Consider the following 231-nt stretch of genomic DNA (forward strand, 5'->3'; position numbering starts at 1 on the left):
TCATTCACCAATCCTGCTTTCTCTTTATCTACCGAATGATTATAACAGAAATTGGTTATTCATTGACATCTATTTTGACAGGGTATTTATTTTTTTACACATTTCGATCATTTCGATGGCGAGCAGATGAATGGTCTCTGTTGTGAGCATTTGATCTTCTGCGTGTATCAGCAGTAAAGAAAACGGAAGCTGTTCACCTGCCGCTTCTTTTTGAATCAGCGACAAGTGCAG

Annotated in this window: 1 protein-coding gene; it reads right to left on the reverse strand. The window is 38.5% G+C overall.

Going from position 1 to position 231, the window contains the following annotated elements; all coding sequences use genetic code 11:
- Positions 1-69: 69 nt before the first annotated feature.
- On the reverse strand, positions 70-225 hold the full coding sequence (locus AC0IXA_RS28250; RefSeq protein ID WP_471815034.1) for a PTS lactose/cellobiose transporter subunit IIA: 156 nt from the start codon (positions 223-225) through the stop codon (positions 70-72).
- Between the last annotated feature and the right edge of the window lie 6 nt (positions 226-231).

The organism is Pseudomonas sp. AC083, from assembly GCF_979253165.1.